Here is a 25,223-nt window from a genome sequence, read left to right as displayed (position 1 = left end):
AACCCTTCCTTTACGCCTCTTCGCCCTAATGCGGTAAGCGGGCGGCAGATGTAATCTGTCGCCCGCTTACCGCCCTTATCCATGACTCCCGAAAAAGGGATTTTTCATCTATTCCTCGGTCCAGCCGACCCCGATGTCGAGCAGCATTTTAAGCAGCCCCACAAACTCCCGTTGCCGTTCGGGCGTGAGCTGGTCGAATTGAGACTGATACATACTGAGCTGTATTCCAGGCGCCCCCCTGCCGGTGCGCCGGTCGAACTGCAGCAGCCGCGCGGGCTCGATCGACAGCCCGTCCGCGATCTTTTGAAGGGTAACTAGGGTCGTATTGTTTACCCCGCGTTCGATCTGCCCCAGGTAGGAGGTCGTGATTCCCGCCAGATGCGCCAGCTCCTCCTGGCTCATATTGCGCGTGGTGCGGTATTTCCTGATGTTCTGTCCAACTTCCTTAACGATGTCACATACCAGCATGAAGCAATTCTCACCTCCCGTCCATCATACGCCAAACCAATTCATCACGCAAAGCGATATACCAATGTTACTATATCGACTTTTCGAGACGGCTCGAAATTTAGCGTTGACGCAGCGGCGGCCAAGTGTTATGCTGAAATCCAAGGCCCCGGACGGGCCGAAAAAGACATTGAACACGGGAGGAAAACTGATCATGACCTACGATTTTGAAACCCTGGTTTCCCGTAAGAATATGGGCTCAAGCAAGTGGATGCGCATGCTGGAGGCCAACCCCAACGTGGCGGACGACGTGGTGCCGCTGACCATGGCCGACATGGAGCTTAAAAACCCGCCCGAGCTCATCGAAGGGCTCAAGGCATACCTGGACGAGGCGATCCTCGGCTATTCCCGCCCCACCGCAGGGTATCTCGACGCGGTGCAAAGCTGGATGAAGCGCCGCCACGGCTGGGAGATCAAAAAGGAGTGGATCGCCCCCTCCCCCGGCGTGGTCCCGGCGGTCTACCAGGCAATTTTAGCCTACACCGAGCCCGGCGAAGGGATCATCACCATGACCCCGGCCTACCACTGCTTCTTCGACGCCATCCGTATGAACGGGCGCAAGCTGGCGGCCAGCCCCCTGAAGCTGGAGGGCACGCGCTACGAGATGGACTACGAGGGTCTCGAGCGGCTGGCCGCCGACCCCAACAACAAGGTTATGCTGCTGTGCAGCCCCTACAATCCCTGTTCCCGGGTCTGGAGCCGGGAGGAACTGCTGCGGCTCTGCGACATCTGCCTGCGCCACGACCTGCTCATCATCTCGGATGAAATCCATCACGACCTGATCATGCCGGGTTACCGGCATATTCCCACCGCCTCCCTCTCGCATGAGATTTCCCTGCGCACCGTCACCTGCACCGCGCCCAGCAAGACCTTTAACCTGGCGGGCATGCAGGTCTCGAACATCATCATCGAGGACCCGGCGCTGCGCAAAAAATTTGAAGATACCCTGCTGAGCACCGGAATCGACTCGCTGACCATTCTGGGCTACAAGTCCTGCGAGCTGGCTTATGAGCGCTGTGAGGAATGGCTCGAGCAGCTGCTGGCGCATGTGCACCGCAACAGCGAGCTGCTGATCGAATACCTCTCGCGCGAGCTGCCGCAGGTGAAGATCATCCCGCTGGAGGGCACCTATCTGCAGTGGCTGGATTGCCGGGCGCTGGGGCTGTCCTACAAGGAGCTCGAGCGCACCCTGCGCCAGGAGGGCCAGGTCTTCTTCGACGAGGGTTACATAGACGGCGAGGACGGCCAGGGCTTTGAGCGGGTCAACCTCGCCTGTCCCCAAAGAGTACTGATGGAGACGCTCGAGAGGTTTGTGGGCTGCTTCAAAAAGCAGTAAATATCCGGCGGCGAGAAGATTTTTTCCATATGAAAACATTTCAGAATATCCCACACGAACAAAAGCGATGGATGCAATATCCAAATACTGTATACTCCCACATCACAACAAAAACAGGAGGCCCGGGACCAAGGTCCCGGGCCGTATTATTCCCGCTCCCCCGGTAATGCCGAGGGAGTTTTTCTCTTTTTGCTTTGATTTCTTTGGCAGGCGGGCGGATACTTCCCCTCCCGCTCATGCCGCTCCCTGCAGAGCGCGCAGTTCCCATGCCGGGGGCAGCTGCGGCGGCAGGGGCAATCGGTGCGAATTTCCATCCTGATGGGTTTCCTTTCCTGGGATTTTACTTTTTTCATCCTTTTCTCTTTTAGAACGTATTCCCCCTAAAAACCATATACTGTACCATGACATTTTCTGATCACACCCCAAAACAGGGAGGATACCGGATGAAAACCATCAGCCTGTGTATGATCGTCAAAAATGAGGAGGACGTCCTCGCGCGCTGCCTGCAAAGCGTGCAGGGTCTGGTCGACGAGATCGTCATCGTGGATACCGGGTCAAACGACCGCACCAAGGAGATCGCCGCCCAGTTTACCGACAAAATCTTTGACTTTACGTGGATCGACGACTTCGCCGCCGCGCGCAACTTCTCCTTTTCCAAGGCAAGCGGCGACTACCTGCTCTGGCTGGACGCCGACGACGTGATCCTAAAGGAGGACAGCGAACGCTTCCTCGCGCTTAAGGCCGAGCTCGACGGCTCGCAGCACATGATCATGATGAAGTACAACATCGCCTTTGACGAAGGGGGAAACCCCACCTTCTCCTACTACCGCGAACGGCTCATGCTGCGCGCGGACCAGCCGCGCTGGATGGGCGCGATCCACGAGGTGATCCCGCCCATCGGGAACGCCATCCACAGCGAGATCGCCATCACCCATAAAAAGCTCCATCCCGGCGACCCGCACCGCAACCTGCGCATCTTTGAAAAGCTGATCGCGAAGGGCGAGCGCCTCGACCCGAGACAGCAGTTTTACTATGCGCGCGAGCTCTATTACCACGAACGCTACGGCGACGCCATCGAGCGCTTCCTCGAATTCCTCGACGGGGGCCAGGGGTGGGTGGAAAACTGTATAGACGCCTGCCACCTGCTCGCGCTGTGCTATGAGCGCACTGGCCGGCCGCGCGAGGCGCTCGCCTCCCTGCTGCGCAGTCTGGAGTACGGCGAGCCGCGCGGGGAGATCTGCTGCGAGCTCGGGCGCTCCTTCCTCGAGCGCCAGCGTTACAAGACGGCGATCTTCTGGTATTCCCTCGCGCTTGCGCTCACCCCCGACGAGCGCTCCGGCGCCTTCATCCAGCCCGACTGCTACGGCTACCTGCCCTGTCTCCAGCTCTGCGTCTGCTACGACCGGCTGGGGGACCATAAAAAGGCGAGGGAGTACAACGAGCAGGCCGCCGCCTACAAGCCGGACTCCCCCGCCGTCCTTTACAACCGCAGATATTTCGGAAGCCTTCCCGAATAAAGGCGGCCGCTTCGATCAGTGCGCCGGGGCGGGCTCCTTCGCCCAGCACTGGCACTGCCAGAGGCGCTTCCCGCCGTCGCCCTGCTCCTTGTCATAGGAGAAGTCGAGCAGCAGCGCGCAGGGAAACCCTGGGCACTCCCCACAGTGCAGCAGCTCCCTGCCCTCGCAGCAGGACTTGACGGGGCAGCTCTCCCCCCAAAACGGCTTTTCAATCTGCAGGCAGCCCCTGCAGTTCATGGACTCGCGGTATTCGCACTCCTGGCAGCGCAGGCCGCAGCGTGACTGAACCATGATCCTTCCTCCTTTTGGAATTGGTGTAAAACCAGTATCCCTCAAAACTTGTAGGTTTCATTGTAAAAAACGGACTGGTTTTTGCGGTATTCCCCGGGAGGCACCCCGCAGACGGACTTGAAATCGTTGATGAAATGGGCCTGGTCGTAAAAGCCGAATTCCTGCGCGAGCTCGGTCAGGGAGAACGCGTTTGGCCCTTCGAGACGCTTGAGCAGGAGATTGATCCGGATCAGGCGGGAGAATTCCTTGGCCCCCATCCCGATGTGCTGGCGGAACAGGCGCCCCAAATGCCGCTCGCTGTAATGCCCGAGGGCGCCCAGCTGGCGCACCGGCAGCATCCCGCCGCTGCACTGCAGGGCGGCCATCGCCTCGCGCAAGGGCGCCGGGAGGCCGATCTCCCTTTGGGAGAGCAGGATTTCATCCATCCTTGCAATCAGTCCCGAGAGGTCCCGGCTGCTTTCCAGCGCCTCAAACAGCGCGCGCTCCAGGCCGGGAGAGACCTGCCAAAGGGGCAGGCGCCGGTCGGCAAGCTCCGCTTGCGCCCAGCCGGTCAGGGCGCTCATCCCACCGGGCAGGAACTCGATGAAAAAGCGAAGCGGACCGCTGCAAAGGTCGTTTTCCACCCGGGCCATCTTGGTGGTGGGGCCCCAGAGGCGGGAGGAAAGGCGGCCTCCGTCGTTTTCCAATACCACACAGCCGCTCGCGTCCGGTACCAATTCGAGGTAGGCGGGCGGCCGGGGGCCCTCATCCCTCGGCGCGCAGATGCGCGGGGAGCACAGGGTGTAATGCGCCACATAGGGGCGCAGCAGGGGATGGGGCGTCAGATAAAGATGGGTGGGCCCCTGCCCCAGCACCGGACAGCGCCCGGTGTCCAGATATTCCAACAAAAAGCTCCCCCCTTCCCTATAATACCCGAATCGTATTATAGCATGGAAGGGGGGAGCGCGTCATCCCCGGATTGGCACCTTAGCCTTGGTAAGGTATGGCAAGGCCGAAGGCGCCGTTCTCCTGGCAGCAGCGCGCCGCAAAGAGGGAGGCCTGTGCGAGGCTGTGTCGGATCAGCTTTTCCTCGCAGGAATAGAGCGCTTCCTCGCTCGGCCCGCCCTGCGGGAAGGCGCGAAGCAGCTCTTTCATTTCCTTTTTGCCCGCGGTATAGCAGAGCAGGAAACGGGTTAAAAAGGCGTCCCCCGCGCCGAGGGTATCCACCGTTTGGCAGGGGAAGGCCTCCTGGAAAAAGAGGGTATGCCCGTCAAAGAGCCAGGAGCCCTCCATCCCGCGGGTGCCCGCCGCGAGCTTCACGCCGTACTCCCCCACCAGCCTTTGCAGCAACTCTCCGGTCTCCCGCTCACCGAGATGGCTGCAGGAGAGGAAGACATAGTCGAGATAGGGGCAGCGCCCGCGCAGGATATCGTCCGTCCACTCGGAGGTGAAGTCGAACGAGACGGGCGTCTCCCCCTCCCCGAACTGCTCGAAGGCCCCGGGTGCGAAGAAGGAGTACTGGCTCGAATGGATCAGATCGTACCGCCCGTCCTGCAGGGCGGCGATCTCTGCGGCCTCAATGGGATGGCGCTCGTTGATCGCGACATTTGCCTCGCCGAAGATGCGGTCCCCGTCGATCAGGTCTATACTGCCCCAGGCGGTGGGCTCGTCGTACCGGCGCACGCCGGAAAGGTCCACGCCAAGGCTTTGCAGGGAATTATACTGCAAATCCCCCAGCCGGTCGTTGCCGAACCGCCCCACATAGGCCGAAGGCTGCCCGCTCTTGGCCCAGAAGGCCGCCACGTTCGGGCAGTCCCCGCCCGGATAGACCAGGTTCAGGTTTCGGTAGACGTCCACGTTGTTGTCCCCGATGCTCGCCAAGCGAACCATATGTATGCTCCTCTCAGTACTCGACCTTGCCCATGTAGCGGCGCATGAAGAGCGGGTGCTCCTTGGCCTCGGCCAGGCCCTTGGCATACTCCAGCGCCGCGATCCAAATCAGGATCGCCCCGTAATACCCGGTCACATGACCGTCCATGGTGTTGACCCCCAGCTCCTTGGCGTCGATGACGGTGATCTTCTTGCCGTAGCGCTGCAAAAACTTGAGCGCGCGCTCGTCCAGCGGGCGGGTGGGGCCGTCGCCAAGCATCATCACAAAGGGGGTGTCCTGGTCGGTGACCTCGAAGGGGCCGTGGAAAAACTCCCCGCTGTGGATCGAGCTGGAATGGACCCACTCCATTTCCATGAACATGCAGATGCACTCCATATAGGCGGCATAGCTGGCCGGGCCGCTGGTCATGGTGTAGATCACCGGCTCGTCCTTGTGCTCGACCCCGAAGCGCTTGGCGCGCGCGGCGACCAGCTTCACGACCCGCTCGCACAGGCCGGGCAGCTTTTTATAGCCGTCCACCGCCTGGTCGTAGAACTCGTAGCCCTCCTGCAGGCGCAGAAACTCGAAGCCGAAGCGCAGCAGCAGCGCCTGGTTGATCGCCTCGAAGCCCAGCGTGCTCTCGTCCGAATAGACCACATGGTGGTCCCCGATCTTGGCGATGGCCGCGTCGGGGGTAATGCTCAGCGTCACCACGGTGGCCCCGTGCTCCTTGGCGACCCTGGCCGCGTCCATCGTCTCCTTGGTCGAGCCGCCCATCGACATGGCGAAGGCCACGCTCTGCCCGTCCAGCCCCTTGGGGGTGTCATAGACAAACTCGTTGGCCGAATAGGACTGCGCAAAGATGGTCTTCGACTCGGTTTGCAGGAAGTTTTCCAGCAGATAGCAGCTCGCCTTCGAGCCACCGCAGGCCAGGCAGTAGACCCGTTTAATGCCGCCCTTGCCCTTTAGCTTTTGATAGATCTCCTCCGCGATTTTCGCGACCTCTTCGCCGGTGGTGGTTTTGACTGTTGCCATTTTGTATACGCCCCTTTCAATTCTATGCCGCACTTACTACCTGTTATATTATATGACATCATATGATAAGTCAAGAGGCAAATTAAAAAAATTATTCCCGCTTGTTTTCAAGGTTGTCTTATGTTATTATATTCTATAATGACTTTAGGAGGTGTCTGGATGGACGAGCCGATTTCCACCCTTTCGGTGACCCCGCTGTACCGCCAGCTCAAGCAGTCGCTGGTACAGGAACTCGAACGGGGCCGCTGGCGGCCGGACGAGAAAATCCCTTCCGAGAAGGAGCTGAGCGTCCTTTACGGGGTGAGCCGGATCACGGTGCGCGCCGCGCTCGACGAGCTGTGCGAGGAGGGGCGGCTGCTGCGCATCCAGGGCAAGGGCACCTTCGTCACCCGGGTGAAAACGAAAAAGTTCATGATGATCGACAACCTCTCCTTCGCCGACTTCTGCCGGCGCAACGGCTTCACGCCGGGACGGCGGGTGTTGCAGCAATGCATGAGCGAGGCGGACGAGGACGACATCGCCCAGCTCGGGCTGCAAAAGGGCGAGCAGGTGGTCAAGATTGTGCGGGTGCTCAGCGCCGATGGGGTTCCCTTCGTGCTCTCGGAGGACCGCTTCGCCCCCGGCTACGCCTTTTTGGAGCATGCGGAGGTGGAGAACGCCTCGCTCTACGAGACCATCGTCAGTCACTGCGGGCCGCAGTCCTTCTCCTCGATCCGGCGCACCTTCGAGTGCGCCCTGGCCGACGGCGCACAGGCCGCGGCGCTCTCGGTCCCGAAAGGCAGCCCCATGCTGCTGGTGCGGGACATCGTGGCCGACCGCGAGGGCAGGCTGGTGCGCCGCTCGAAGGAGCTGCTGGCGGGCGACAAGATCCGCCTGGCCACCGTGTGGAAGGAATAGCATTTTAACAGAAAAGCAGGCCGCCGAATCACCGGCGGCCTGCTTTTGCCTCTTATCCTGTTTTCTTCACCGGTCCCATTTATCGCACAGGGCGTCGATCTGGTCGGCAAACCTGCCCAGATCCTTGTTCGTCCCGCCCTCGTTGCGGCCGATCACCGCCATCAGGCGGCGGCCCGCCGCCTGCAGCCGCAGGAATACATCGGACACCCGGCGCGCGGGCTCCCTATGCTGCACCCGCGGGGTCCCTGCCTCCAGGCAGGCGTTGGCGGCCAGGTCGTACTTCGCCCCGGTGTAGGGTGCGTCGGCGTTATAGCCAAGCTCACGCAGCGCCGCGCAGAACTGCCCGCAGCTCTCGCTGGCCCCGTGCATCACCAGCACCCTCTTGGGCTTCTCCTTAAAATGCTGCAGCCAGCACAGCAGCCCCTCGCGGTCGGCATGCCCGCTGATCCCGTCGAGCCGGCGGATTTCGGCGTGCACCTCGATCTCCTCACCGAAGAGACGCACCTTCTTCGCCCCGTCGAGGATGGCCCGCCCGAGTGATCCCACGGCCTGGTAGCCCACGAACAGGACGGTGCTCTCACGCCGCCAGAGGTTGTGCTTGAGGTGGTGCTTGATCCGCCCCGCGTCGCACATCCCGCTCGCCGAAAGGATGACCTTGGGCTCCTCGTCCGAGTTGATCGCGCGCGACTCCTCGGTCGAGACCGACACGCGCAGCCCGGGGAAGCTGATCGGGTTGATCCCCTGGCGCACCAGCGAAAGGGCCTCGGCGTCATAATACTCCATCTCGTTCTCGTTAAAGATGTTGGTGGCCTCCACCGCCAGCGGGCTATCGACGTAGACCGGGAAATCCCCGTGCCCCTTCACCAGGTGATCCGCCTTGATCCTGCGCAGGAAGTAGAGCATCTCCTGGGTGCGCCCCACCGCAAAGGAGGGGATCACCACGTTCCCGCCCCGGTCAAAGGTGTTCTGGATGATGGCGCTCAGCTGCCCGACATAGTCCGGGCGCTCGCCGTGGCTGCGGGTGCCGTAGGTCGATTCCATCACCACGTAGTCGGCCTCATCGATGTAGCCCGGGTCCCGGATCAGCGGCTGGTCGGTGTTCCCGATGTCCCCCGAGAAGACCAGCTTCTTGCGGACATTATTTTCCTCCACCCACACCTCGACGCTCGCCGAGCCCAGCAGATGCCCCACATCCACGAAACGGAAGCTGATCCCGCCGCACAGCCCGATCTGCTCGCCGTAATGATGGGGGACGAAGCACCCGAGGACACCGATCGCGTCGTCCATGTCGTAGAGCGGTATGTATTCTTCCTTCCCGGCGCGCTTGCCCTTGCGGTTGCGCCATTCGGCCTCGAACATCTGGATGTGCGCGCTGTCGCGCAGCATGATGTCGCACAGGTCCGCCGTGGCCCCGGTGGTGTGGACCTGGCCGCGAAAGCCGTATTGATAGAGCAGCGGCAGCTTGCCCGAGTGGTCGATATGCGCGTGGGTGAGCAGCACATAGTCGATCTCGGCCGGGGTAAAATCGAGCTGCCGGTTCTCGTATTCGTCCGGCCCCTGCTGCAGCCCGCAGTCGACCAGGATCTTCTTCCCGCAGGCCTCCAGGCAAAAGCAGCTGCCCGTGACCTCGTGGGCGGCGCCATAGATTGTCAGTTTCACAGTCAGACCCCCTTTTTCTTATTGTAGCACACCCCTCCCGCCCGGGCAATCTTGGGGAGCGCAGGAGAGGTAAAGAAATTGTAAACGTTGCGCCCCGCAAAAATTTTGAAAAACTTCTTGACAGGAATGCTTTAAACTGATAAAATACAAATCAACATCAAAGCATAAAAGGCATTGACCGGAAACAAGTAGGGCCGTTTGCTTCCCAAAGAGAGCTGCCGGCTGGTGAGAGGCGCGGAGTCAAGCGCCGGCCCGAATACCTTCCGAGAGCCGTCCGCCCAAAGGGGGTATCCCCTCAGTAGGTGGGACCGGGGTCGCGTCCGTTATCATTGCGGGAGTATCATCCCGGCTTCGGGATTGTACTTGTCAAGGTCGCGCGCCGTGAGGCCGCGATGAACAGAGGTGGTACCACGGGATTTCCCCGTCCTCCGTATTTTTCGGAGGACGGGTTTTTTGTTTCCTCCTCCACAGTAAAAAGATATTGGGAAGGAATGGTAAACATGTTGGAAAAAGTCGTAATCCTGATCCTGTTTTTCGCACTGACCGTCGGGATCGGGGTCTACTGCCGGAAACATGCCGCGAGCGTGGGGGACTTCGTCCTCGGCGGGCGCAACGTCGGGGCGTGGGTGACCGCCTTCGCCTACGGCACCTCGTATTTCTCGGCGGTGGTCTTTATCGGCTACGCCGGGCAGTTCGGCTGGAGCTTCGGGGTGAGCGCCACCTGGATCGGGATCGGCAACGCCCTGATCGGCTCGCTGCTGGCCTGGGTGCTGCTCGGGCGGCGCACGAGGATCATGACCAAGCACTACGAATCGGCCACCATGCCCGACTTCTTCGCCAAGCGCTACGAGTCCTCGGCGCTCAAGGTGGTCGCCTCGGTCATCATCTTTATCTTCCTCGTGCCCTACTCCGCCTCGGTCTACAAGGGGCTCAGCGGCCTGTTCTCGATGGCCTTCGGGATCGACTTCACCTGGTGTATCTTGGGCATGGCCCTGCTGACGGGGATCTATGTCATCGTGGGCGGATACATGGCCGCCGCGCTCAACGACCTGGTGCAGGGGATCATCATGCTCGGCGGGATCGTGGCGGTGGTGCTCGCGATTTTAAATACCCAGGGCGGTTTTATCGCGGCCATCGAAAAGCTCTCGGGCATCCCCTGCGAGAGCGCGCCGGCCCTTTCGGGAGCCTACGCCTCCTTCTTCGGCCCCGACCCGGTGGGGCTTTTGGGGGTGGTCATCCTCACCAGCCTCGGCACCTGGGGCCTGCCCCAGATGGTCCACAAATTCTACACCATCAAGAACGAAAAGGCGATCAAGGCCGGCACCGTGATTTCCACCCTCTTTGCGCTGGTCATCGCGGGGGGCAGCTACTTCATGGGCGCCTTCGGGCGGCTGTTCTACGCGGCCCCCGACGGCAAGGTGCAGTACGACAGTATAGTCCCCACCATGCTCGCCGAGAGCCTGCCGGACATCCTGATCGGGGTGGTCATCATCCTGGTGCTCTCCGCCTCGATGTCCACCCTCTCCTCGCTGGTCATCGCCTCGAGCTCGACCTTCACTCTCGACTTTTTAAAGGGCTTCCTGCTCAAGGACCTGCGCCAGTCGGCCCAGGTCGGGGTGATCAAGTTCCTGTGCGGCTTCTTCATCCTCCTCTCGGTGCTCATCGCGCTCAACCCCAACTCCCTGATCACCACCCTGATGTCCCTCTCCTGGGGTGCGCTGGCCGGCAGCTTCCTCGGTCCCTTCCTCTATGGGCTCTTCTGGCGGGGGACCACCCGGCTGTCGGTCTGGGCGTCGTTCGCCACCGGGATCGGGATCAATGTTTTAAACCTCGTGCACCCCTTCACCGCGCCCACCACCGCCGGGGCGATCTCGATCGTCGCCTCGCTGATCGTGGTGCCGCTCGTCAGCCTCATCACCCCCAGGCTGCCAAGGGAGCATGTCGACCACGCCTTCTCCTGCTACGACGAGAAGGTCGCCGTCTCCCACAAGCTAGCCCTCGAAGAGGTCAGCGAATAATCGGTATCGCCTCCCAAGCGAGCGGGCCCGCCGGAAGATTTCCGGCGGGCCCGCTTTTATGTGTTTTGAAGGGGCCTGTTCTCCAATTAAAATTGACCGCTAGCAACCCTTTCTAGCGGTCAACATTTTCCCTCTTTTTCGCATTTTAGGAGAAACGGCTTCCATTTCTCCCCATCGTTTCCCTAATTATAACCTGTTCTGGAATCCTTTTCAAGGGAATCCGGCAAATTTTCTCCCCTCCCGCCTCGGCACATGACCGCTAGAAAGGGTTACTACTGGTCTTATTTTCTCGTTCGGGGAGGGTATGATTATGAGAAAATCCGTTAAATTATCCGTCCTGGCGGGCGCGCTGATCCTTACCGCCGCGCTGGGCTGCGCGGCGGCGGGGCAGCCCTCGCCGCGCGAGCGGTACGAGGCGCTGCTCGGGGAGGGAGTCATTACTGAGGCAGAGTTTGAGAAGCTGGAACGCTTCGACTTCGAGCTGCCCGAGAGCGAACGGCAACCGATCGACGACTTCCTGGTGGGCAGCATTTCTGCGGAAATGCAATTGCCGGCTGACGCCGGCGGCCCACCTCATGGGGGGAATCATCCCCCCATGGACCCCCTAACTCTCCGAGGGGGAGCAACCGAGGGTGAAATTTCTAAATGAAAATTCGCAAATTGTTTTCTTTCTCGCTCGCTTTGTCGCTCTGCATAGGCCTGCTGTTGCCGGCCTCGGCCGCACAGGAGGGGATCCCCATCCGGGTGACCCGCCCGGACGCGCGCATCGGCAGCTTCGAGGTCTGGGCCGAGGAGTGCGACGAGGGCGGCAACCCGACCGGCGGCGCCCGGTACGAATCGAGCAGTACCCCGGCCCCCGGCGGGACGATGGATTATTACATCTCCGTTCCCTTCCCCACCCACCGGCAGGACTACCTGGTACATGTCAAATCGGTGCCGGACGAGCGGTACAAGGGCTTCTTTACCGGCAGCGAAAGGACGATGATCTGGACCTACCACTTCGTCACCGGGCTGACCCTCGACCCCGCGTCCCTCTATCTGCAAAACAGCCTGTCTTATACGATCGTCCCGGTGTTCGAGCCTGCGGGGGCCAGCGCCGCTCTCATCTGGCGCAGCAGCGACGAGGCGGTGGCCACGGTGGACCAAAGCGGGACGGTGACGGCCCTTTCCGAAGGGAGAGCCATCATCACCGCCTCGGTGGAAAACACCGGCGTGAGCGCGCGCTGCGAGGTGGCGGTGACCTATTATGACCCGCCCACCGAGGAGGCCACCTGCGGCCACACCGGCGGCTTCCACGGCGGGAGCGGCACTGCCACCGACCCCTACCGCATTTACACCACCGCGGAGCTTTTGCACATCGCCAGCCACAACAGCGGCGCCTGTTTTAAGCAGATGCTGGACCTCGACTTTCAAAATGCCGTCATCGATTCCGTTGGCAGCCTTACCAACTGCACCTATGACGGCGGTTATCACATCCTTAAAAACCTGAAATTGGAGGGCGAAGCGGTCAACTGGTGGGGCATCTTTTCAAAAATCGACGGCAGCACCATTCAGTGCTTGGGGGTGGAAAATGCAAAGTTAGCCGGCGATCCCTACGCCGCCGTACTGGTTGGCCTTCTCAAAACCGGAACTTTGCGGGAGTGCTACTCCCTGGACTGCTCCATCGACACCTCCACCGTTAGCGGCGGGCTGGTGGGACAGATCATGGACAAGTCCACCGTCGAGCGTTGTTATTCGCTGGGCGCCAACATCCGGGGCAGCGGTTCGTCAGCCGTTCATGCCGGCGGTCTGATCGGGGTGATGGCCTCCGCTTCCTCCACTGTTGCCGATTGCTATTCCATTCCCTATTCTGTCAACGCCAACGGCGACGAAACCGTAAGATGCGGTGCGCTCGTGGGAGGCGGCACCTCAAAGTTCTCCTTTGCCAAGCAAAACTACTTTTATCCCTTCGGCGGGCTCCCCGGCTACGGCGGAGGCTCCATCCCCACCGGGCTCGACCTGCTGATCCCGCTGAGCCCGATGTCCGAGTTTTCCAACCCGGACAACTTCGCCTTCTCTTCCGACGACTGGGTCTGGCGCACCGTCAAATTCAAGGGGGCCGAGGAGGGGTTGCGCGTCCCCACCCTCAAGGGCTTCGCGCACCAAGGCTGACTGGTCCCTTTCCTTCCCGCAAAAGAAAAAGCCCTCCGCAGAAATCTGCGGAGGGCTTTCTTTCGATCAAAAGTAGTCGGAGTAATAGGGCTGCTCGAGCGGGATCAATGTTTCGAGCAGCTGGATGGTCGCCGGGTCGGCGCGAAGGCGCTCGATCCGGTGCAGGTAGGAGGGCCGCCGATAGCTGAGCAGCATGGTGGTCAGGGTCTGGATGTTGCACTCGACCCGGTTTTCGTCGCTCTCCCCGGCCTTGAATTTGGTGCGGCCCCGCTCATCCCAGGTCAGGGTGAAGGCCCCGCAGTTCCACTTTGCCATCGGGTCGTCGATCACCAGGCAGAGGCTGTTCTTCTTATCCCGCACCGAGAAGGGGTACTGCCTGATGAAGCCCCGCAAATCCACAATCCGCGCCATGAAGAACGGGCAGATCGTCTCTGTGATCTCGCTGTCCTCCAGCAGGAAGGCCAGCGATTCGTTGGTGAAGTTGTTGCCCTGCACCTCGGTAATCATCGAGAAGTGGGCCGAAATATAGTTCCAGACGCCGTGGCGCGCCTCCTGGTTAAGGTAGACGATCTCCTTGATATGGAAAATCTCGTTCTCGATCCAGTAGAGCACGAACCCCATCGGGTCGTGATCCTCGCTGTAGTAGACGGCGGCGATCATCTCCTCCGGCTCCCACCGCCAGTACTCCTCCCAGGCGAGCTCGTCGCGCTGCAGGGTGCCGTGGCGCTTCGCCGAAAAACGGTCGTAGACCTTTTTGATGTCCTCGTGCTCGATGCTCACCCGGTCCATCATGCCGGGCACCTCGACCTGGTGCGGCAGCTGGGTGTCCTTGATGGTGAAGGTCATCTTATCCGAGATGATCTCCCACCCCTTGCGCCGGTAGTAGGGGATGGAATAGGGAAACAGGAAGGACACGGTCTGCCCCCGCCTGCGCATCTCGATGAGGCTGCGCTTGATCAGGGTGTGCATGAGGCCCATATTGGCGTATTCGGGATAGGTCGCCACCCCGGTGACGCCGCCCATCTCGTAAATTTCGCCGTGGATGTTGACCTTCATGGGGTAGACGGCGATCTGGGAGGCGAGCTTGTCGCCGTCGAACCAGCCAATCACGTCCGCCTTTTCGAGCACCGGGCTCTTGGACTGCTTGATCTCATCCTCTTCCCATCCGACGTCCAACAGCTCGCGGTTGGTCACCTGGAAGGCGTAGCGCAGCAGGTTGTTGAACTGGGACAGGTGCTCTTCCTTGTTCATCTCTTTGATGACAAGGCGATTTTTGATCTTGCTTGTTGACATGGTATTCCCCCATAAAATTTGTTTGATTTAGGCCGTCCTCCCCGAAAAGCCAATATCGGGGCACTCCGCGGCCAGGCCTGCGACTGGCTTTATAACTATATTATAACACATCCGGGGGCCGAAAAAAAAGCGCGCCGAGACGAGAAAAAGGCGGAGTTTCGGGCCAAAAACGCCCGAAATCCGCCTTCTGCGCAAAGGAACGCCAAGTTTAATAGGTTACTTGTGATGTTTGCTCAAAGTAAAACCCCGACCCTTCACTTCGTTGGCCGGCGTGACGATGATAAACGCCTGCTCGTCCACGCCGAGCACCAGCTCCTTGAGCTGGGGGAGCTGGCGGTGGGTCACCACGGTCAGGATGGTCTCACAGCGCTCGCCGAGATGGCCGGTCACCGAATTGAGCAGCGTGCTCCCCCGGTCCAGGTCCTTCTGGATGAGCCCGTTGATCTCCTCATATTTCGGGCTCACGATCATCACCTGGGTCTGGGTCTGGCCGATGATCATCACCCGGTCCATCACAATGCTCGTCAGGATGACCACCAGAATGCCGTAAAGCACCTGCTCGGTGCTGGAGAAGAACACCTGGAAGAGCAGGATCACCGTGTCGAAGGCGTACATCAGCACCGGCACCGAAAGTCCGAACTTTTTGTTGATGATCAGCGGCGGGATATCCATCCCGCCGGTGGAGGAGCCCACCCGGATGACCATCCCGATCCCGACGCCCATGAGCAGCCCCGCATAGATGGCCGCGAGCAGCGGGTCGCTTGTCAGATTTTCCAGGATCGGCAGGCGGATGAAGAAGGCCAGAAAGGCCGGATAGAGGAAGGTGCTCAGCAGTGTGGTCAGCGCAAACTTCCACCCCAGTACGATCGCCCCGGCGATAAAGAGCACGACGTTGGCCGCCGCCACGCCAACGTCGACATTGACCTCGAAAAAGTGGCGCACGATCAGCCCGATCCCGGCCACGCCCCCGGATATCAGCCCGCCCGGCAGGATGAACGCCGCGACGGCGAAGGTGAGGATCGCGTTGCCCAGCACCACGCTGACGAGGGTGGCCGCCATCTGCGAGATAGCTTGTTTCTTTAGCTGCATTGCCCTGTCTCCTTTATGTTGATATGAAAGCCAGGACATAGTATAGACAAAAAAGAGGCAATTGTCAATCACGCGTTAAAGCGTGATCAATCAATTGAAGCGACCTGCTCGTTCCCGTAGCACTCGCCGGTATTGAGCGTGTAGGGGCCGCCCAAGCGGTCCGGCTGCCCCACCGCATGGGTCGGATCGGTCCAACGGCAGTTTTGCATCACCAGAGGGGAATGAAAGCCGCTGAGGACCCCGACAATCCCACCCACGCTGACCTCGTCGATCGTGCTGGAGGTGATGGCGACGGAGGAACGGCATTCGATATAGGTGGATTCGACGTTTTCCCCCACGATCCCGCCCGAATATTCCGCCGTGAGGGACTCCACTTGTAGCGACCCGCTCGCGCGGCAGCGGACAAAGCGGGCGTTGTCCGCCCAGCCCGAAATCCCGCCCGAAATGGCACAAGCCCGCTCGGTGGTATGGGAGTAGAGATCGGCGTTCTCGACGCTGCAGTCAACGATCTGCGCGCCCGCCTGCACAACGGCCGCGACCGCCCCCGAAAGCACCAGGCGGGCGCCGTCCGGGATCACCTCGGCATCAACGTAGGTGGTCTCCACCTTGGGGGCGTGCAGGGTGAGGTTCCGCACCGCCGCGCCGCTGCCGCTGACGGTGTAAAAGAGCCCGCCGTCCCGGGCGTTAAGCCCGCTGACCGTGTGCCTGTTTCCGTCGAGCACCCCGGTGAAGGGCACCGACTGGCTGCCTACCGGGGTCCAGCTCCCGGCGAGAGCCAGGTCGCTTTCCAGCTTGAACGCGGCGGCAAGGTGCTTGCTCATGTGAGAGAGCTGCTCTTGGCTGCCGATCCGGTAGGGGGAGGCCGCCGTCCCGCTCCCCACATAGTAAGCTCCCGGCGTACCCGCAGCGCATCCGCAGGTGGGTGCTTCAGCCACCGTGAAGGTGCGGGTCAGCAGGGCCGCCCCATCCAGGCCCGTCCGGACCGGATCGACGCTGGACGTCACCTTCAGCGTCCATTCGCCCGGGCCGGTGACGTCGTAGCGCAGCGGCAGGGACACCGTCACCGGGCCGCCGGTGTTTACCGTCACGGCGGCGGTGACCTCGGGGGTCCCGGTGGCCGCGCCGCCGCTGTAAAGCGCGAAGGTATAGCTGTCCGTGCGCCCCGATCGGGTAAAGGGCACCTTTATCCCCCAGTCCGAGGTATAGCCATCCTGTACCGCCACGCTCACCTCCCCGGCCGCCGCCGAAGCGGGCAGGCCGAACAGCACGCACAGCGCCAAAGCCGCGCAAAGAGCCTTCCTTTTCATTGCACTCTCTCCTCAAAGCTGACCTATAGCATAGGCAGCTTGGGGCCGCTTTTCGCAGGGGAATCCAGCAAAAAGGACGGTTCCCCTTGAAAACCGCCCCAAAACCGGATATAATTGGAATGAAAATGAAGTTTTTGGAAGAATATACGGCTTAAGCCGTCTGATTCCCAAGAAAAACGACCGTTAGCTGCCTATGCTAACGGTCATTTTGATGGCAGGATCGTTTAAGCCCTCGCTTCCTCCCGGCAGAGGGGCCGCTCGAAAACCAGCCCGCGCTTGTAGCCGCCGCTGCGGTAGCGCCAGAACATCACGATGCATTTCACGATCACGTCCGCGACCATGCAGACCCAGACCGCATTAAGGCCCATCCCCAGGAAATTGACGCAGATGTGGGTGAACAAGATCCGGATTCCCCAGGTGGTAAGTGTGGCGATCACAAAGGGGGCCTTGGTATCCCCCACCCCGTTAAAGACGCCCTCCAGCACGAAGGTCGCGCCCAGGAAGGGTTCGGAAACCGAGACGATCCGCAGTACGCTCGTGCCCTGCGCAATCACCTGCGGGTCGATGGTGAAGAGCGCCATCATCACGTTGGGGAAAATAAAGAGCAGCAGCCCGGTCACCGTGCTGATCGCCACGATGATCTTCACCGCCAGATGGATCAAATCGTCGAGCTTGCGTTCGTTCCCCTCGCCGAGCGTCTGCCCCGAGAGGGTGGTCGCCGCCGCCTGGAAGCCCAGCGCCGGCACGAAGAAGGCTTCCTCGGCCGTCAGCGCGATGGTGTGCGCCGCCACCGCGATGGTGCCCAGGCGCGCCACCAGCATGGTAAAAACGATCTGCCCCAGGTTGACGGTGGCGCGCTCCATGGCGTTGGGCAGGCCGATCCGCACACAGGTCGCCATGATCGGCCTGTCAATCCGGATCCTCTCCCCGGCCGGCGAGACGCCCCGCTGGCTGCGCCAGAGGGCGAGCGTCATCACCACGCCGCCGATCACGAAGGAAATCGCCGTGGCGATCGCCGCGCCGGCAACGCCCAGCCCGGCACCCCAGGCGGTGAAGCTGAAACCGAAGAGGGAGACGGGGCGGGTCTCATAGATAAACAGATAGTTTAGCACAATGTTGATCCCGTTCATGCCGGCGTTGACCAGCATGGGGGTGCGCATATCGCCCGTCGCGCGCAGCACCGAGCCGAAGATGATGACCGCCGCGCGAAAGAGCATGGGCAGAAAAGCAATGAAGAAATAGGCCGAGGCGTCCTTCTGGATGTCCGGCTCGGCGCCCAGCCATCCCGGCAGCGGGCCGCTGACCGCCATCGCCACCAGCCCCACCGAAACGCCCAGGATCAGCGTGAGGATCACCGACTGCACCGAGGCAACCTTCGCCGTCCTTTCATCCCCCGCGCCGACGGCTCTGGAGATGCACGCCAGGCACCCGACGCCCGCCGCAAAAAAGATCGCGTTGAGGAGCCACCCCACCGTGGCGGTGATCCCCACCGCCGCCGAGGCCTCGGCGCTGATCCGCCCGACCATCGCCGAGTCCACGTACATGACCACCGTCTGCAGCGCCTGCTCGATGATGGTGGGCCAGGCGAGCATCAAAATGGTGCCGGCAAGCGCCCGGTCAAAATTTTTCTTTCTTACCATGTCTCAACTCTCCCTTCCCGCGCGCCAAAAACAGCGTGTTAAATTCTTGTAAAGATTCATCCTAAAGATTATAATAAGGTATATAGCGACTATATAGTCAAGAGGCCAATAGAAAATTTTCGGAAGGGCGGGATGAAGATGGAGGACAAGATGTACCTGACCGCCGGGGAGCTTAGCGACATGCTGGGCATCTCCAAGCAGACGGTGCTTTATTACGACCGGATCGGCCTGTTTTCCCCCGCCGGGCGGGATGAAAAGGGATACCGCTATTACACCATCCCGCAGGTGGACGAGCTGGATACGGTGCTCTCGTTCCGCAACATGGGGGTGCCGCTCGGGGAGCTGCGCGACTACCTGCGCGAGAAGAGCCCGCAGCGCTGCCTGGACCTGCTGGGCGAGCATCTCGGGCGGATCGACGCCGAGCTGCAGCGTCTTTCGACCATCCGCAAGAAAGTATCGGGGAAGATCCGCCAGGTGGAAAACGCGCTGGCCATCACCGACCACAACGCTGTGCGCTTCGAGGAGCGGGAGGAGCTGCCCTACCTCTACCAGCCCTGCGACGCCACCGACCAGCGGCGCTTCATGGTCAGCTTTCTCGCCCTGTGCGAGCAGAGGAAGCATTACCAGATCGACTTTTACAACCCCATCTGCCGGCTGGTGGAGCTCTCTGACCTCAAAGCCGGAAACTTTTCTCAAATCTCCTTTCTCGGCGCGCCGGTCCAAAAGCCCGACCCCGGGGAAAAGCTGCTCTATCAGCCCGCCGGGACCTATGCCTCGACCTATCAGTGCGGCAGCTACGGCGACACCGCGGAAACCTACCGGCGGCTGCTGGGGAAGATCGACGAGATGGGGTACGAGGTCTGCGGGCGCGCCTATGAAAGCGACGTGTTGAGCATCCTTACCAACCCCGACGGGGACTACACCATCCATATCGCGGTACAGGTAAAAAGGCGCGAGCCCGCATAAGCTGCGGGTTCGCGCCTTTTTTACCGGTTCCCTGCCGGTTACCTCCTTTTGGGCGGGGTGTGGATCGAACGGCCCCACAGATCCTCGACCGCCTCGGTGATCCCCTCGCAGAAGGTCGGGTGCGGGCGGACCGTCCGCGCGAGCTGGCGGGCCGTCAGGCGGTTCGCCAGCGCGTCGCAAAGCTCCCCGACCATATCGGTCGCCCGCGCGCACATCAGCTGCGCGCCGAGGAGCACTTCGCTCCCCTCCTCGAACACCAGCTTGACAAAGCCGCGCTCCTGTAAGGAGAGCATGGACTTCCCATTGCCGCTCATCAGGTATTTGGTGCACCGATAAGCGATTCCGCGCTCCTTGCACTCGTCCGCGGTGAGGCCCACCGAGGCGATCTCCGGGTCGGTGTAGACGCAGGAGGGGATGGCCGAAAGGCAGACGGACGGTTCCTTCCCCGCCATGCGCTCGACAGCGTAAATCCCCTGCGCGCTCGCGGCATGGGCGAGCTGGATCCCTCCGAGCGCATCCCCGATGGCGTAAAGCCCCTCGACGTCGGTGCGAAAATCATCGTCCACCCGGACCGCGCCCCGCTCCATTTTCGGCTCGGCGCCGGGGGCGAAGAGGCCCGCGGTGTTCGGACGGCGCCCGGTGGCAATCAGCACGTTTTTGCAGGAAAGGGTGCGCTCCTCCCCTTTTTCTTCATAGGTGCAAAGGAGCTCCCCGTCCCTTTCGATGCGCCGCACCAGCGCGCCGGTGTGGATATCGACCCCGCGCTTTTTGAGGATCATCGCAAGGTTCTGGGAAATCTCCCGGTCCATCCCGGGCAGCAGCCGGGGCGCGGCCTCCAGGATGGTCACCTTGCACCCGAAGGAGCTCAGCACCGTGCTAAACTCCACCCCGATCACCCCGCCGCCGATCAGGCATAGGCTCTGCGGCAGACGCTCGCAGGAAAGCAGCATATCGCTGTCCATCACGCCCGGGAGATCCGCCCCCCCGATGAGCGGGACGGCGGGCAGGGAACCGGCCGCAATCAGGATGCGCTTCCCCGTAAGACGGCGCTCCTCCCCGCCCGAAACCGCCACCTGATGGGGGCCGGTAATGAGTGCGCCGCCGTGAACGAGGGTGATCCCGTTGGCGCGGATCAGCCCCTCCACCCCGGCGCGCAGTCGTTCGACCATCCCATTTTTATACGCGGACACCTTCTGATAATCGAACCCGGCGCCCTCCACCGAGAGCCCAAGCTCGGGGAAATGCTGCAGCGCGCGCCAGCTTTCGGCCGCGTGCAGCAGGGCCTTGGTCGGGATGCATCCGCGGTTGAGGCAGGTGCCTCCCACCTCGCCGCGCTCAATGAGGGCCGTCTTCATCCCGAGCTGGGAGGCGCGGATCGCCGCTTCATACCCGCCCGGCCCCGCGCCGACTATCACCAGGTCAAACTGCTCTGACATCGTAACCTCCGTTTCCCGCCGGGCAGGCCCGGCAGATGCGTCAAAAATTTTCGCGCCGCAACAGCGACAAGACATTCGCGCGCATCTCAGCGCGCTCCCCGCAAAGGGCGAGGCCCGCGACCCTTTCGCTGAGCTCCTCCCAGGAGAAGCGGCAGCCGCAGAGCGCTGTGCGGAGCAGGTCGATAAAGGGCGCGTCCATCGCGTCGGAGTAGATTTCCGCCTCGATGACCTCCCCCGCGCGCACCGCCAGGCGGATATCGATCTCGCCCCAGGCAAAGCGGTGGGAGAACTCATACTGGAAGGGGATGTCCCGCCCGAAGCGCCACTCCCAGGAGGCGTAGCGCTCCCGCAGCGCGGCGATCCGCTCCCCGTCCAGCCTCTCCTCTTTCAGAGGCTTCGGCACGCCGCCATAGACCCTCGCGAACGCCCCGAGCATGGCCTCCTTCATCCGCCCGACGGTCAGTCCCCCGCACAGCGCGCGAAGATTTACCACCCGCGCGCGCACCGAGTCCACCCCCTTGGATTGCAGCTTATCCTGTGAGACGCACAGGTAGCGCGAGAGGTTCTCCATGTCCACGTCAACCAGCAGGGTGCCATGGTGGTAGCAGCCCCGCTCGCCGAGGTAAAAGGCGTTGCCGGAAAACTTGCGTCCCGCGGCCAGCACGTCGTTTCTCCCCGAGCGCTGTGCCTCGATCCCGAGGCTCCTTGCCGCTTCCTCGATCACCCTCAGCTGCCGCTCCAGGTCGTAGTCCTCCCGCCGCAGCAGGAAGGTGAAATTGAGGTTGCCCAGATCGTGAAAGACCGCCCCGCCGCCCGAGAGGCGGCGGGCCAGAAAGCCGCCGTCACGCTCCAGCTCCTTCAGCCTGCATTCCTTCCAGGCGTTCTGGTTCTTGCCGATGACCACCGTGTGGCGGTTCTGCCAGAGATAGAGGATACACTCCCCTTCCTCCACCTGCGAGAGAAGATATTCCTCCAGCGCGAGGTTGTGGTACGGCTCGGTCTCATCGCACAGCACACAGGAGAGTTTCGTAATCATCTATTCTTCCCCGAAGCGGTGGCGCAGCACGGGGCTGCGCGCCGCCTTCACCTCGTCCGGGCGGCCGACGGGGGTGGTGATTGGAGCCTCATGCAGCTTCTGCGGGTTCTCCTTCGCCTCCTCATAGAGGGCGAGGAAGGCGTCGATCGCCTCGTTTAGAGTCTCCCTGCTCTCGGTCTCGGTCGGCTCGACCATCAGCGCCTCGTGCACGATCAGCGGGAAGTACATGGTCGGCGGGTGGATCCCGCGGTCCAAAAGCCCCTTGGCAATATCCATCGCACTGACCGAGCAGTCATCCTTTAAGGATTGCAGGCTCATCACAAACTCGTGCATACAGGGTCCCGGATAGGGTATGTCATAGGTGGACGAGAGCTTTTTCATCATATAGTTGGCGTTTAAGACCGCACCCTGCGCCGCCGCCGGGATTCCCTCGCATCCGAGCATGAGCAGGTAGCAAAGCGCCCGCACCACCACCAGGAAGTTGCCGTAAAACGACTTGACCCGGCCGATGGAGCATTCCCCGGGGGCCGCGAAGCGGTAGCCTTCCCCCGTCTTTTCCACCTGCCCGGCGGGCAGGAAGGGGGTAAGCAGCTCCTTGCAGCCGACCGCGCCCGAGCCCGGGCCGCCGCCGCCGTGGGGGGTGGAAAAGGTCTTGTGGAGGTTTAAGTGCACCACGTCGAACCCCATGTCGCCCGGGCGGGCGATCCCCATCACGGCGTTGAGGTTGGCCCCGTCGTAGTAGCAGAGCCCCCCGGCGTCGTGGACGATTTTGGTGATCTCCAGAATGTTCCTGTCAAAGAGTCCCACCGTGTTGGGGTTGGTGAGCATGATCCCCGCCGTATCGGGGCCGGCCGCCGCGCGCAGCGCGTCCAAATCGACGCAGCCGTCCGGGGCCGAGGGGATGCTTACCACCGCGTATCCGGCCATGGTGGCCGAGGCAGGGTTGGTCCCGTGCGCTGAGTCGGGCACGATGATCTTGTTGCGGTGGTCCTCCCCGCGGTGATGGTGATAGGCCTTGATCAGCAACAGCCCGGTGTATTCCCCGTGCGCGCCCGCCGCCGGCTGGAAGGTGACCGCGTCCATCCCGGTGATCTTGCATAGGTACCGCTCGGCGGTATCGAGCACCTCTAGGCAGCCCTGCACGGCGTACGCCGGCTGGTAGGGGTGCACCTCGGTGAAGCCCTCGAGCGAGGCGGCAACCTCGTTCACCTTGGGATTATACTTCATGGTGCAGGAGCCCAGCGGATAGAACCCGCAGTTGACCCCGAACGAGCGCTGCGCCAGGGAGGTATAGTGGCGGCAGAGGTCGTTTTCAGTGATCTGCGGCAGGCGGGGCGCCTTCCCGCGGCAGAGCCTTGCCGGCAGCTCGGTGCGCTCGAAGGGACTTTCGGGCAGCAGGGAGCAGCCCCGCCCCTCGACGCTGCGCTCAAAAATCAGCTTGCTCATTTCGCGTTCCCCCTCTCGAGCTCCTTAAGAACATCGACCAGCCGGTCGATCTCCTGCGGGGTGTTCATCTCGGTGACGCACCAGAGGACCTCCCCCTCGTGTGCCCCGCCGAGGGGCAGCCCGCCGAGAATCCCCGCCTCCTCCAGCCTTTTTGTAAGCACCTGGGGCGGGACGGGACAGGAGGTGACGAACTCGTGGAAGAATTCGCCCTCGTTTTTCACCTGGAAGCCCGGGAGCGCAGAAAGCCTCTTTGCCAGGTAATGCGCGCCCGAGAGGCAGGTTTCGGCCACCTGCCGCAGCCCCCCCGGGCCCATCGCGGACAGGTAGACCGCCGCGCGCATGGCGCACAGCGCCTGGTTCGAGCAGATGTTGCTGCTCGCCTTCTCGCGCCGGATGTGCTGCTCGCGCGCCTGCAGGGTGAGCACGAAGGCCCGCTCTCCCTTCCCGTCGGTCGTCTCGCCGACGATCCGTCCGGGCAGGCGGCGCATGAGCTTGCCGGTGCAGGCCATGAACCCGAGGTACGGCCCGCCGAAGGAGAGGGGAATCCCCAGCGGCTGCCCCTCCCCCACCGCGATGTCCGCGCCGCATTCGGCGGGGGTGCGAAGCAGCCCCAGCGCGATGGGGTTGCAGCCCAGAATCAGCTTGGCCCCCGCCGCGTGGGCGAGGTTCGCCGCCTCTTCGGCGTCCTCGATCGAGCCGAAGAAGCTCGGCTGCTGCAGATAGACGCAGGCGACGTCCGCGCCCAGCAGCCCGCCCAGCGCCCTAAGGTCGGTGCGCCCGCCCCGCTCCGGGATCAGCGTGAGCTCCATCCCGCAGCCGAAGCAGTAGGTGCGCATCGTTTCGATCACCTCGGGGTGGGCGGCGGATGATACCAGCACCCGCCCCCGCCCGCGCTCGCGGCACATGGCCGCGGCCTCGGCCGCGGCGGTGGCCCCGTCGTAGACCGAGGCGTTGGAGACCTCCATCCCGGTCAGCTCACAGATCATCGTCTGATACTCGAAGATGGATTGCAGCACCCCCTGGCTGATCTCGGCCTGATAGGGGGTATAGGCGGTCAGGAATTCCTCCTTGCCCGTCACGCTGCCCACCACCGCGGGGATGTAGTGCCGGTAGGCCCCGGCCCCGCGGAAGATGGTGTCGAACACTTTATTCTTTTTCGCCATGGCGCGCAGGGCCCGCTGCGCCTGAAGCTCGCTCATCCCCTGCGGGATATCGAGCCCCTTTAGGCGCACTTCCTGCGGGATGGGCGAAAAGAGCTCGTCGATCGAGCCGCAGCCGATCTCGCGGAGCATCTCCGCGCGCTCGGACGCACCGGCCGGCAGAAAACCTCCCATCGCTCCTCGCTCCTTTCTACTCCGCGCTCTCGGCGAGGAATTTCTCATATTCTGCTGCGTCCATCAGCTCTTCCTTCCCGCTGATGTCTTTGATCTCGGCCAGCCAGGCGCCATAGGGGTCCTCGTTGATCTTCTGCGGCGAATCGAGCAGCTCCTCGTTGACGGCGCTCACCTCCCCGGCGAGGGGGCTGTAGACGTCCGAGACCGCCTTGACCGACTCCACGTCCGCGAAGGAATCGCCGACCGAAACCAAGTCCCCCTCCTGCGGCAGGTTGACGAATACAATGTCGCTCATCTCGCTCTGCGCATAGTCGGACAGGCCGACGCGCGCGGTGCTCTCACTGAGAAACTGGACCCACTCGTGGGACTTGGTGTAAAAATAATCCTTCTGTACGTTCATCTTCGGTTCCTCCATC

The 25,223-nt window shown here is 62.0% G+C and carries 22 protein-coding genes and 1 other annotated feature; of the genes, 7 read left to right on the top strand and 15 right to left on the bottom strand.

The genetic code is table 11. The features are described 5' to 3' along the window. Positions 1-108: 108 nt before the first annotated feature. Positions 109-468, bottom strand: a complete 360-nt coding sequence (locus EDD78_RS07845; RefSeq protein ID WP_079698765.1) for a helix-turn-helix domain-containing protein — start codon at positions 466-468, stop codon at positions 109-111. A gap of 193 nt (positions 469-661) precedes the next feature. On the opposite strand from EDD78_RS07845, the gene EDD78_RS07840 reads away from it, so the two are divergent. Together EDD78_RS07840 and EDD78_RS07830 are read left to right on the top strand one after the other, a co-directional pair. Beyond that, positions 662-1,843: a MalY/PatB family protein gene (locus EDD78_RS07840; protein WP_079698764.1), complete on the top strand. Its 1,182-nt coding sequence runs from the start codon at positions 662-664 to the stop codon at positions 1,841-1,843. A 443-nt stretch (positions 1,844-2,286) separates the two neighbouring features. Beyond that, on the top strand, positions 2,287-3,360 hold the full coding sequence (locus tag EDD78_RS07830; protein ID WP_132084566.1) for a tetratricopeptide repeat-containing glycosyltransferase family 2 protein: 1,074 nt from the start codon (positions 2,287-2,289) through the stop codon (positions 3,358-3,360). 15 nt (positions 3,361-3,375) lie between these two features. Here EDD78_RS07830 and EDD78_RS07825 read toward each other — a convergent pair whose 3' ends face one another. The 4 genes from EDD78_RS07825 to EDD78_RS07810 all read right to left on the bottom strand — a co-directional run bounded on the left by EDD78_RS07825 (position 3,376) and on the right by EDD78_RS07810 (position 6,535). Continuing rightward, entirely contained in the window at positions 3,376-3,651 is a 276-nt protein-coding gene (locus EDD78_RS07825; RefSeq protein WP_079698762.1) for a DUF3795 domain-containing protein, read from the bottom strand. A 41-nt stretch (positions 3,652-3,692) separates the two neighbouring features. Further along, positions 3,693-4,538: a helix-turn-helix domain-containing protein gene (locus EDD78_RS07820; RefSeq protein ID WP_132084565.1), complete on the bottom strand. Its 846-nt coding sequence runs from the start codon at positions 4,536-4,538 to the stop codon at positions 3,693-3,695. Between the two features lie 79 nt (positions 4,539-4,617). Continuing rightward, positions 4,618-5,520, bottom strand: a complete 903-nt coding sequence (locus tag EDD78_RS07815; protein WP_165873156.1) for a PfkB family carbohydrate kinase — start codon at positions 5,518-5,520, stop codon at positions 4,618-4,620. A 13-nt stretch (positions 5,521-5,533) separates the two neighbouring features. Next, positions 5,534-6,535, bottom strand: coding sequence for an SIS domain-containing protein (locus tag EDD78_RS07810; protein ID WP_079698759.1), 1,002 nt, complete (start codon positions 6,533-6,535; stop codon positions 5,534-5,536). 159 nt (positions 6,536-6,694) lie between these two features. Between EDD78_RS07810 and EDD78_RS07805 the strand changes: the two genes are divergently transcribed. Then, positions 6,695-7,432 carry a GntR family transcriptional regulator gene (locus EDD78_RS07805; protein WP_165873155.1) on the top strand — a complete coding sequence of 246 codons (738 nt, stop codon included), beginning with the start codon at positions 6,695-6,697 and terminating at the stop codon, positions 7,430-7,432. A 66-nt stretch (positions 7,433-7,498) separates the two neighbouring features. Here EDD78_RS07805 and EDD78_RS07800 read toward each other — a convergent pair whose 3' ends face one another. Beyond that, complete coding sequence (locus EDD78_RS07800; RefSeq protein WP_132084562.1) at positions 7,499-9,091, bottom strand: MBL fold metallo-hydrolase RNA specificity domain-containing protein; 1,593 nt, start codon at positions 9,089-9,091, stop codon at positions 7,499-7,501. A gap of 165 nt (positions 9,092-9,256) precedes the next feature. Then, positions 9,257-9,523: a binding site (T-box leader), on the top strand. A 68-nt stretch (positions 9,524-9,591) separates the two neighbouring features. On the opposite strand from EDD78_RS07800, the gene EDD78_RS07795 reads away from it, so the two are divergent. From EDD78_RS07795 to EDD78_RS07785, 3 genes are all read left to right on the top strand, one after another. After that, complete coding sequence (locus EDD78_RS07795) at positions 9,592-11,109, top strand: sodium:solute symporter family transporter (RefSeq protein WP_132084561.1); 1,518 nt, start codon at positions 9,592-9,594, stop codon at positions 11,107-11,109. Between the two features lie 310 nt (positions 11,110-11,419). Then, complete coding sequence (locus tag EDD78_RS07790) at positions 11,420-11,758, top strand: hypothetical protein (protein WP_132084560.1); 339 nt, start codon at positions 11,420-11,422, stop codon at positions 11,756-11,758. Continuing rightward, positions 11,755-13,260: an Ig-like domain-containing protein gene (locus EDD78_RS07785; protein ID WP_132084559.1), complete on the top strand. Its 1,506-nt coding sequence runs from the start codon at positions 11,755-11,757 to the stop codon at positions 13,258-13,260. Before EDD78_RS07790 ends, EDD78_RS07785 begins: the two co-directional genes overlap by 4 nt. A gap of 66 nt (positions 13,261-13,326) precedes the next feature. Here EDD78_RS07785 and EDD78_RS07780 read toward each other — a convergent pair whose 3' ends face one another. From EDD78_RS07780 to EDD78_RS07765, 4 genes are all read right to left on the bottom strand, one after another. Beyond that, entirely contained in the window at positions 13,327-14,553 is a 1,227-nt protein-coding gene (locus tag EDD78_RS07780) for a GNAT family N-acetyltransferase (RefSeq protein WP_079698753.1), read from the bottom strand. Between the two features lie 216 nt (positions 14,554-14,769). Further along, the gene (locus EDD78_RS07775; protein ID WP_117507827.1) at positions 14,770-15,642 is read right to left on the bottom strand and encodes a YitT family protein; all 873 of its coding nucleotides are present in this window, start codon (positions 15,640-15,642) and stop codon (positions 14,770-14,772) included. 86 nt (positions 15,643-15,728) lie between these two features. Continuing rightward, positions 15,729-16,949 (bottom strand): hypothetical protein, encoded by a 1,221-nt coding sequence (locus EDD78_RS07770; protein ID WP_132084558.1) that lies wholly within the window; start codon positions 16,947-16,949, stop codon positions 15,729-15,731. A 224-nt stretch (positions 16,950-17,173) separates the two neighbouring features. Continuing rightward, entirely contained in the window at positions 17,174-18,589 is a 1,416-nt protein-coding gene (locus EDD78_RS07765) for an MATE family efflux transporter (RefSeq protein ID WP_079698751.1), read from the bottom strand. 138 nt (positions 18,590-18,727) lie between these two features. On the opposite strand from EDD78_RS07765, the gene EDD78_RS07760 reads away from it, so the two are divergent. Beyond that, on the top strand, positions 18,728-19,555 hold the full coding sequence (locus EDD78_RS07760) for a MerR family transcriptional regulator (RefSeq protein ID WP_165873154.1): 828 nt from the start codon (positions 18,728-18,730) through the stop codon (positions 19,553-19,555). A 38-nt stretch (positions 19,556-19,593) separates the two neighbouring features. Here the strand turns inward: EDD78_RS07760 and lpdA are convergent, their stop codons facing one another. From lpdA to gcvH, 5 genes are read right to left on the bottom strand one after another with little or no spacing between them, the layout of a single operon-like run. Next, positions 19,594-20,991: a dihydrolipoyl dehydrogenase gene (lpdA, locus tag EDD78_RS07755; protein ID WP_132084557.1), complete on the bottom strand. Its 1,398-nt coding sequence runs from the start codon at positions 20,989-20,991 to the stop codon at positions 19,594-19,596. A gap of 40 nt (positions 20,992-21,031) precedes the next feature. Next, complete coding sequence (gene lplA, locus EDD78_RS07750; RefSeq protein WP_132084556.1) at positions 21,032-22,027, bottom strand: lipoate--protein ligase; 996 nt, start codon at positions 22,025-22,027, stop codon at positions 21,032-21,034. Then, positions 22,028-23,473 carry an aminomethyl-transferring glycine dehydrogenase subunit GcvPB gene (gene gcvPB, locus EDD78_RS07745; protein ID WP_132084555.1) on the bottom strand — a complete coding sequence of 482 codons (1,446 nt, stop codon included), beginning with the start codon at positions 23,471-23,473 and terminating at the stop codon, positions 22,028-22,030. Next, positions 23,470-24,807: an aminomethyl-transferring glycine dehydrogenase subunit GcvPA gene (gcvPA, locus tag EDD78_RS07740; protein ID WP_132084554.1), complete on the bottom strand. Its 1,338-nt coding sequence runs from the start codon at positions 24,805-24,807 to the stop codon at positions 23,470-23,472. The genes gcvPB and gcvPA overlap by 4 nt, the downstream gene beginning before the upstream one ends. 16 nt (positions 24,808-24,823) lie before the next feature. After that, positions 24,824-25,207, bottom strand: a complete 384-nt coding sequence (gene gcvH / locus EDD78_RS07735; RefSeq protein WP_079698745.1) for a glycine cleavage system protein GcvH — start codon at positions 25,205-25,207, stop codon at positions 24,824-24,826. Positions 25,208-25,223 lie beyond the last annotated feature (16 nt).

Origin of the sequence: Harryflintia acetispora (assembly GCA_004340125.1) — a bacterium.
GTDB classification, from domain to species: domain Bacteria; phylum Bacillota; class Clostridia; order Oscillospirales; family Ruminococcaceae; genus Harryflintia; species Harryflintia acetispora.
Note: the sequence above shows the minus strand (reverse complement) of the source record. Positions and strands in the feature narration are given on the sequence as shown.

Coding starts and splice junctions, on each gene's coding strand:
- EDD78_RS07845 (WP_079698765.1), bottom strand. CDS start 468: ATGCTGGTATGTGACATCGTTAAGGAAGTTGGACAGAACATCAGGAAA.
- EDD78_RS07840 (WP_079698764.1), top strand. CDS start 662: ATGACCTACGATTTTGAAACCCTGGTTTCCCGTAAGAATATGGGCTCA.
- EDD78_RS07830 (WP_132084566.1), top strand. CDS start 2,287: ATGAAAACCATCAGCCTGTGTATGATCGTCAAAAATGAGGAGGACGTC.
- EDD78_RS07825 (WP_079698762.1), bottom strand. CDS start 3,651: ATGGTTCAGTCACGCTGCGGCCTGCGCTGCCAGGAGTGCGAATACCGC.
- EDD78_RS07815 (WP_165873156.1), bottom strand. CDS start 5,520: ATGGTTCGCTTGGCGAGCATCGGGGACAACAACGTGGACGTCTACCGA.
- EDD78_RS07810 (WP_079698759.1), bottom strand. CDS start 6,535: ATGGCAACAGTCAAAACCACCACCGGCGAAGAGGTCGCGAAAATCGCG.
- EDD78_RS07805 (WP_165873155.1), top strand. CDS start 6,695: ATGGACGAGCCGATTTCCACCCTTTCGGTGACCCCGCTGTACCGCCAG.
- EDD78_RS07795 (WP_132084561.1), top strand. CDS start 9,592: ATGTTGGAAAAAGTCGTAATCCTGATCCTGTTTTTCGCACTGACCGTC.
- EDD78_RS07790 (WP_132084560.1), top strand. CDS start 11,420: ATGAGAAAATCCGTTAAATTATCCGTCCTGGCGGGCGCGCTGATCCTT.
- EDD78_RS07785 (WP_132084559.1), top strand. CDS start 11,755: ATGAAAATTCGCAAATTGTTTTCTTTCTCGCTCGCTTTGTCGCTCTGC.
- EDD78_RS07780 (WP_079698753.1), bottom strand. CDS start 14,553: ATGTCAACAAGCAAGATCAAAAATCGCCTTGTCATCAAAGAGATGAAC.
- EDD78_RS07775 (WP_117507827.1), bottom strand. CDS start 15,642: ATGCAGCTAAAGAAACAAGCTATCTCGCAGATGGCGGCCACCCTCGTC.
- EDD78_RS07770 (WP_132084558.1), bottom strand. CDS start 16,949: ATGAAAAGGAAGGCTCTTTGCGCGGCTTTGGCGCTGTGCGTGCTGTTC.
- EDD78_RS07765 (WP_079698751.1), bottom strand. CDS start 18,589: ATGGTAAGAAAGAAAAATTTTGACCGGGCGCTTGCCGGCACCATTTTG.
- EDD78_RS07760 (WP_165873154.1), top strand. CDS start 18,728: ATGGAGGACAAGATGTACCTGACCGCCGGGGAGCTTAGCGACATGCTG.
- lpdA (WP_132084557.1), bottom strand. CDS start 20,991: ATGTCAGAGCAGTTTGACCTGGTGATAGTCGGCGCGGGGCCGGGCGGG.
- lplA (WP_132084556.1), bottom strand. CDS start 22,027: ATGATTACGAAACTCTCCTGTGTGCTGTGCGATGAGACCGAGCCGTAC.
- gcvPB (WP_132084555.1), bottom strand. CDS start 23,473: ATGAGCAAGCTGATTTTTGAGCGCAGCGTCGAGGGGCGGGGCTGCTCC.
- gcvPA (WP_132084554.1), bottom strand. CDS start 24,807: ATGGGAGGTTTTCTGCCGGCCGGTGCGTCCGAGCGCGCGGAGATGCTC.
- gcvH (WP_079698745.1), bottom strand. CDS start 25,207: ATGAACGTACAGAAGGATTATTTTTACACCAAGTCCCACGAGTGGGTC.